The organism is Desulfobacter sp. (assembly GCF_050177295.1).
In genome coordinates this window covers 1-5,128 of sequence record NZ_JBFXHE010000321.1, presented here as the reverse complement: position 1 = coordinate 5,128, position 5,128 = coordinate 1, and the positions used below count along the sequence as shown (strand labels likewise).

Annotated in this window: 6 protein-coding genes; 1 reads left to right on the top strand and 5 read right to left on the bottom strand. The window is 48.1% G+C overall.

The annotated features are described in order from the left end of the window. The first annotated feature begins 23 nt into the window (after window positions 1–23). Window positions 24–683, top strand: a complete 660-nt coding sequence (locus AB7U36_RS18015) for a metallophosphoesterase family protein (protein ID WP_428161054.1) — start codon at window positions 24–26, stop codon at window positions 681–683. Window positions 684–727: 44 nt separating this feature from the next. Here the strand turns inward: AB7U36_RS18015 and AB7U36_RS18010 are convergent, their stop codons facing one another. The 5 genes from AB7U36_RS18010 to AB7U36_RS17990 form a co-directional block, all read right to left on the bottom strand. Beyond that, window positions 728–3,004, bottom strand: a complete 2,277-nt coding sequence (locus AB7U36_RS18010; protein WP_428161053.1) for an anion permease — start codon at window positions 3,002–3,004, stop codon at window positions 728–730. Window positions 3,005–3,221: 217 nt separating this feature from the next. After that, window positions 3,222–4,061, bottom strand: a complete 840-nt coding sequence (gene rsmI, locus AB7U36_RS18005; RefSeq protein ID WP_428161052.1) for a 16S rRNA (cytidine(1402)-2'-O)-methyltransferase — start codon at window positions 4,059–4,061, stop codon at window positions 3,222–3,224. A 1-nt stretch (window position 4,062) separates the two neighbouring features. Continuing rightward, entirely contained in the window at window positions 4,063–4,437 is a 375-nt protein-coding gene (locus tag AB7U36_RS18000) for a YraN family protein (RefSeq protein ID WP_428161051.1), read from the bottom strand. Continuing rightward, window positions 4,434–5,027: a ribonuclease HII gene (locus AB7U36_RS17995; RefSeq protein WP_428161056.1), complete on the bottom strand. Its 594-nt coding sequence runs from the start codon at window positions 5,025–5,027 to the stop codon at window positions 4,434–4,436. Before AB7U36_RS17995 ends, AB7U36_RS18000 begins: the two co-directional genes overlap by 4 nt. A 25-nt stretch (window positions 5,028–5,052) precedes the next feature. Continuing rightward, window positions 5,053–5,128, bottom strand: a 76-nt coding sequence (locus AB7U36_RS17990) for a 50S ribosomal protein L19 (RefSeq protein ID WP_428161055.1), incomplete at its 5' end; no start/stop codon positions are given.

The window sequence follows — 5,128 nt, the reverse complement described above, 5'->3', positions numbered from 1 at the left end:
TACATCCCCTTTAAGGAGGAGCGATGCGTATATATGCAGTTGCGGACATTCACGGAACACCCGAACATATGGAATCCATTTACAGGATTTTAGACCAGTACCATCCGGAGTTGATTGTTATTCCTGGTGATATGACCCATTTTTTCAACTGGTCCACGGTCCTTTCCCAGCTTGACAGCCTGCCGGTTCCCGTTCTGGTGGTCCGGGGAAATACGGATTTTAAACGCATTGAACCCCGGATACAAAAAGCAGCCAACATCAAGCTGTTAACGGAAACGCCCCTTCAGATCAGAGGCTTCTCTTTTGTGGGGGTTTCCGGAACCCTGCCCTTGCCCTTTGCCAACAGGATCTGCCTGAATGAAAAAAAACGGATTGCCGCCCTTCCCTGTCCCATGGCACCGGACACGGTACTGGTAGTCCACACGCCGCCAAAGGGGGCGTGTGACCTTGTGGTCAAAAAAATCCATGCCGGAAGTCTGAACCTGGCCCGGTTTATCAAAGCCGCAGCTCCGAGCCTTGTGCTTTGCGGCCATATCCACGAAGATTTCGGGCTTAAAACCCTTCATCAAAGTACCGTGGTGAACTGCGCCATAGAAGGTCCGGGGTCAGGGGCCGTCATTGACCTTGAAAAAAATGAGTGCCCCAGGGTTAATCTCTTGCAACCGGAAACACCGCAGCGTTAAAAGGTAACTTCTCAAAAACTATGTGGTAAAAATAATGAAAAAGCTCAATCCAGGTGCAGGCCCCTGCAGGCGTTGGCGCCGTCTTCTGAGGGCAGGGCCTCATTGAATATTTCCAGCAGTTTGACGGTTTGTTTGGCCATCATGACGCAATTGCCGGAAATGGCGTAGTACATGATGCTCAGGCGTGTCTTTGAGGACCCCTCCCTGATCCTGGCAATCTGATTGGCATTGTATTCATCCACAAGATCCCTAAGATAGTGGAATCTTGAACCGATGTGGTTGCAGTCCACAATATCATTTTTATTGAATGCGATTTCAACCTGTTCAAAAATGAAAAGAATTTCTGTCTTGACCTCCTTGAGTTCCTCAATCTGGACGGGTAAAAGCCCCTTGTGCCGGTTTGCCACATGCATGGCGGACCTGATCACCGTATCCCTGTACCCATCGTTTATTTTCTGAAGGCGCCGGATAATCTGGTAATAGTTGAAAGATCCCTTGCGATCCGTACGCTGCAAAAGGCGTAATACCTTAAAGATATTTGCAATAATGATATTGCTGCTCATCTGGAACTGCTTGACCTTCCTGCGCTGTTCCCTTAAGGTCTCCAGATCCTCTTGAAACAGCGCATCAAAGGCAGTCCCTAAAGAGAGCCTTATGCTTTGAAGATGAAGGGCGATATGGCCGAATGTTGCTGAAACAGAAGAATGGAAATCTTCCACTTCTTCAAGATGGTAAATGGTGATTTCCTCCTTGGTTTTTTCATTACCTTCGTGACGCTTTTTGTTTTTAAGGATCATAAAAAATAGAAATATCATCAGGCCGACCACGCCGGGTATTTTGAAATAATAGATGATATTGCCGCAGATAAAGGAGGCCACAAAGGCAATAAGGGCGGTCATGAACCAGCCGCCGATGACTGTTAAAACACCGGTGATACGGTACACGGCGCTTTCCCTGCCCCAGGCCTGGTCAGAGAAGGAAGAACCCATGGCCACCATAAACGTCACATACGTGGTGGACAAAGGCAGCTTCAGTGAAGTGGCCAGGGAAACCACGGCAGATGCCACCATCAGGTTTACAGACGCACGCAGCAGATCAAAAGATGGTTTTTCCTTTACCCCGGCATGGGAGTTTTCGGGGACAGGGCTGAGTCTTCTGGCCACAATCCTGCCGATAATGGGCGGTGACACAGCCTGGACAGAGACAAACAGACTGTGGAACAGGTTGACAATGCGCCTGGACAGCCAGACAGATTCAAACCGCTCCATGCCTTCATCCTGCTGGCCCAGGCTGATTTCTGTTTCGGTCACTGTTCTAGCCTTGCGTGATACCCACAGGGTTATTACCATGATGATGCCTGCAATAAGCATGATAAAAGTCTGGGTGTGAATTTTTCCCCCCAGTGCCCCCATGGTGATATGCATGGGATCAGATGAGGCAATAGCAGTTTTAAAGGCATTGAGGCCTGCCAGGGGGACACCGATAAAATTGACAAGATCATTGGCTGCAAAGGCCATGGCCAGAGCAAATGTGCCCACAAGGACAATGGGTTTAAAAATATTTATTTTGAATGCATTGATAAGAATCTGAAGGATAATGGCAGAGATGGCGAAAATACCACCCATGATAATCAAAGAGTGGCTTTTTATCCATGTCTCCATCTGTGGATCCATGAACGTTGCCCCTTTGGCCCCTTTTACAAAAATAAAAAAGGTAATGGAGGTAAGGGCCAGGCCACCCCAGAGCGCACCGTAATACTTCAGTTGTTTTTCATAATTAAAGGTAAAGATAAGTCTGGATATAAACTGAACAGTTGCACCCGAGGCAAATGCCACGATAATAGATAATAATATCCCAAAGATTATCGCGATGGCTTTGGCAGAGTTAATATAATCCACAAGCCCAAGACCAGAATCCGCATGGGCGGCCAGTTTTATCATGGACAGGGCCACAGCAGACCCCAGGAGTTCAAATACAATGGATACTGTTGTGGAGGTCGGCAGCCCATATGTGTTGAAAAGATCCAAAAGCAGGATATCCGTAAGCATGACTGCCAGAAACATGATCAGAAGTTCGGGCATGGTAAACAGTTCGGGATGAAAAATACCTTTCCGGGCAACCTCCATCATGCCTTCGGAAAAAGTAACGCCGGCCAGAATGCCGGCACTTGCAATAATCATGATTATTTTAAAGGGCGCTGCCTTGGATCCGATTGAGGAGGTTAGAAAATTAACCGCATCATTGGTGACTCCGACAATCAGATCAAAAATGGCAAACAGGATCAGCATACCTACGATGACATAGCATATTTCAATGCCCATGGTGATTTTCTTTCCTTTGTGAAGGTTGGATATCTACGGGCCGGAGTACTCCGTCCGATTTATCAGAATTGCAATCCTAACATTATTCTCATGCTTTGCTAATATTTTGCTTCTTTATAAGGCTTTTGACCCTGATTTGGCAAGGGGTTTATCAACCGGTAGAGGGGCGTGACTGTTTTGTGTGTCATCTGTAGTGGTTTAAGGATGGTGGGGATGGTTAGGAACGGTTCTTCAGGGATAGAATCATGTCGTAAACCTTGGGCTTAGGGATGTTGGCAAGTCCGGCCACCTTTTTTGCAAGTTCGCCGGTCCGCATATTCTGATTCAGGCCATCCATGATCATGGCCTCCATCTGGTCTAAAGACAAGCCGGCTGGGTGTTCATTTTCTCCATTGATAAACAGGACGCATTCGCCTTTGATGGTTTCCCTCTCCTCAAGGGTGGATAGAATAATGGATAGGGGGCCGCGAATAAACTCCTCATACTGTTTTGTCAATTCCCTGGCAAGACAGGCCTGGCGGTCGCCAAACGCGGTTATAGCCGAAGATATCAGCCGGATCACACGCCGGGGGGATTCATAAAATATCAGTGTGGCTTTGTAACGGGCAGCATCATTAAGGAAGCTGTCCAGACGGCCCTGTTTTTTAGGCGGAAAGCCCAGGAAAAAAAAGGTGTCGGTTGGCAGGCCGGATGCGCTCAATCCGGTCACCGCAGCATTGCATCCGGGAACCGGAACAATGGGAATGCCTTTTTTGTGGGCCTGGGAAACCAGACGAAAACCGGGATCTGAAATTAAAGGGGTGCCTGCATCGCTGATCAAGGCAATTGTGGTACCGTTTTCAAGCCGTTGGATCAGGTCATGTGCCCTTGCAGTTTCATTGTACTCATGGCAGGAAATTGTGGGGGTTGTAATGCCGTAATGATCCAGTAATTTTTTTGAATGACGGGTGTCCTCGGCTGCAATCAGGTCCGCCTCCTTTAACAGGCGTACGGCCCGAAATGTCATATCCTCAAGGTTGCCTAAAGGGGTTGCGACAATATAAAGGGTGCCGGACATGTTAAACCCCTTGAAAGGCATTGGGGATCACAGTGATGTCACAGGCGGTGTGCGAACTGTCCTTGTATGACACTTCCACCACATCAAATCGCAGCCGGGTATTGGTGATTTTATTTTTGCTCAGATAGTATTGGGCACCCATGATAATTTTTTTCTGCTTGGCTCTGGTTACCCCTTCCCGGGGCAGGCCTTTTTTAACGCCTGTACGGGTTTTGATTTCAATAAAGCACAGGGTGTCATTGTCTTTGGCTATGATATCAATTTCAAACTGAGGGGTTGAAAAATTGGATGCCAATACGTGATAGCCCCGGGACAAAAGAAATTGCCGGGCAGCCTGTTCTCCCTTTTTTCCAAGCTGTTTTCCCCCAAGGCTCATATCTCCTTGACACCCCTGAAACTTTTGCGATGAACAGAACAGGGGCCATGGGTCAGGATCGCCTCTTTATGAGCTTTGGTTGGATATCCTTTATGGCGGTTAAATCCATATGCGGGATATTTTAAGTCAAGGTCTGTCATGATTCGGTCCCGGGTGACCTTGGCCAGAATGGAGGCCGCAGCAATGGACAGGCTCAATGCATCCCCTTTAATGACAGGACGCTGGTCTATGGTGCTGTCTATGGCAAATTTGCCGTCAATGAGCAGGTAATCCGGCGTAATACCCAGGTCTTCAACCGCCCGTTTCATGGAGAGCAGGGATGCCTGCAGAATATTAATCCGGTCAATCTCCCCATGGTCGGCCATGCCAATGCCAAAGGCGATGGCATGGTTTTGGATCAAAGGAAAAAGCGCCTCTCTTTTTTTTTCGGAAAGCTTTTTTGAATCATTGATGCCGGGAACATCAAAATCTTCAGGCAGCACCACTGCCGCAGACACGACAGGGCCGGCAAGGGGTCCCCTGCCGGCCTCATCAACACCTGCAATTACGTTATATCCGCCCAACATGGCCTGCTTTTCAAAGGCCAGCATGTCGGCGCAAACGCTGCTGCGGTTATCAGACAAAGCGTTTTTCTTTGATCCTTGCTGCTTTGCCGCGCAGATTTCTCAAATAGTAAAGTTTGGATCTTCTT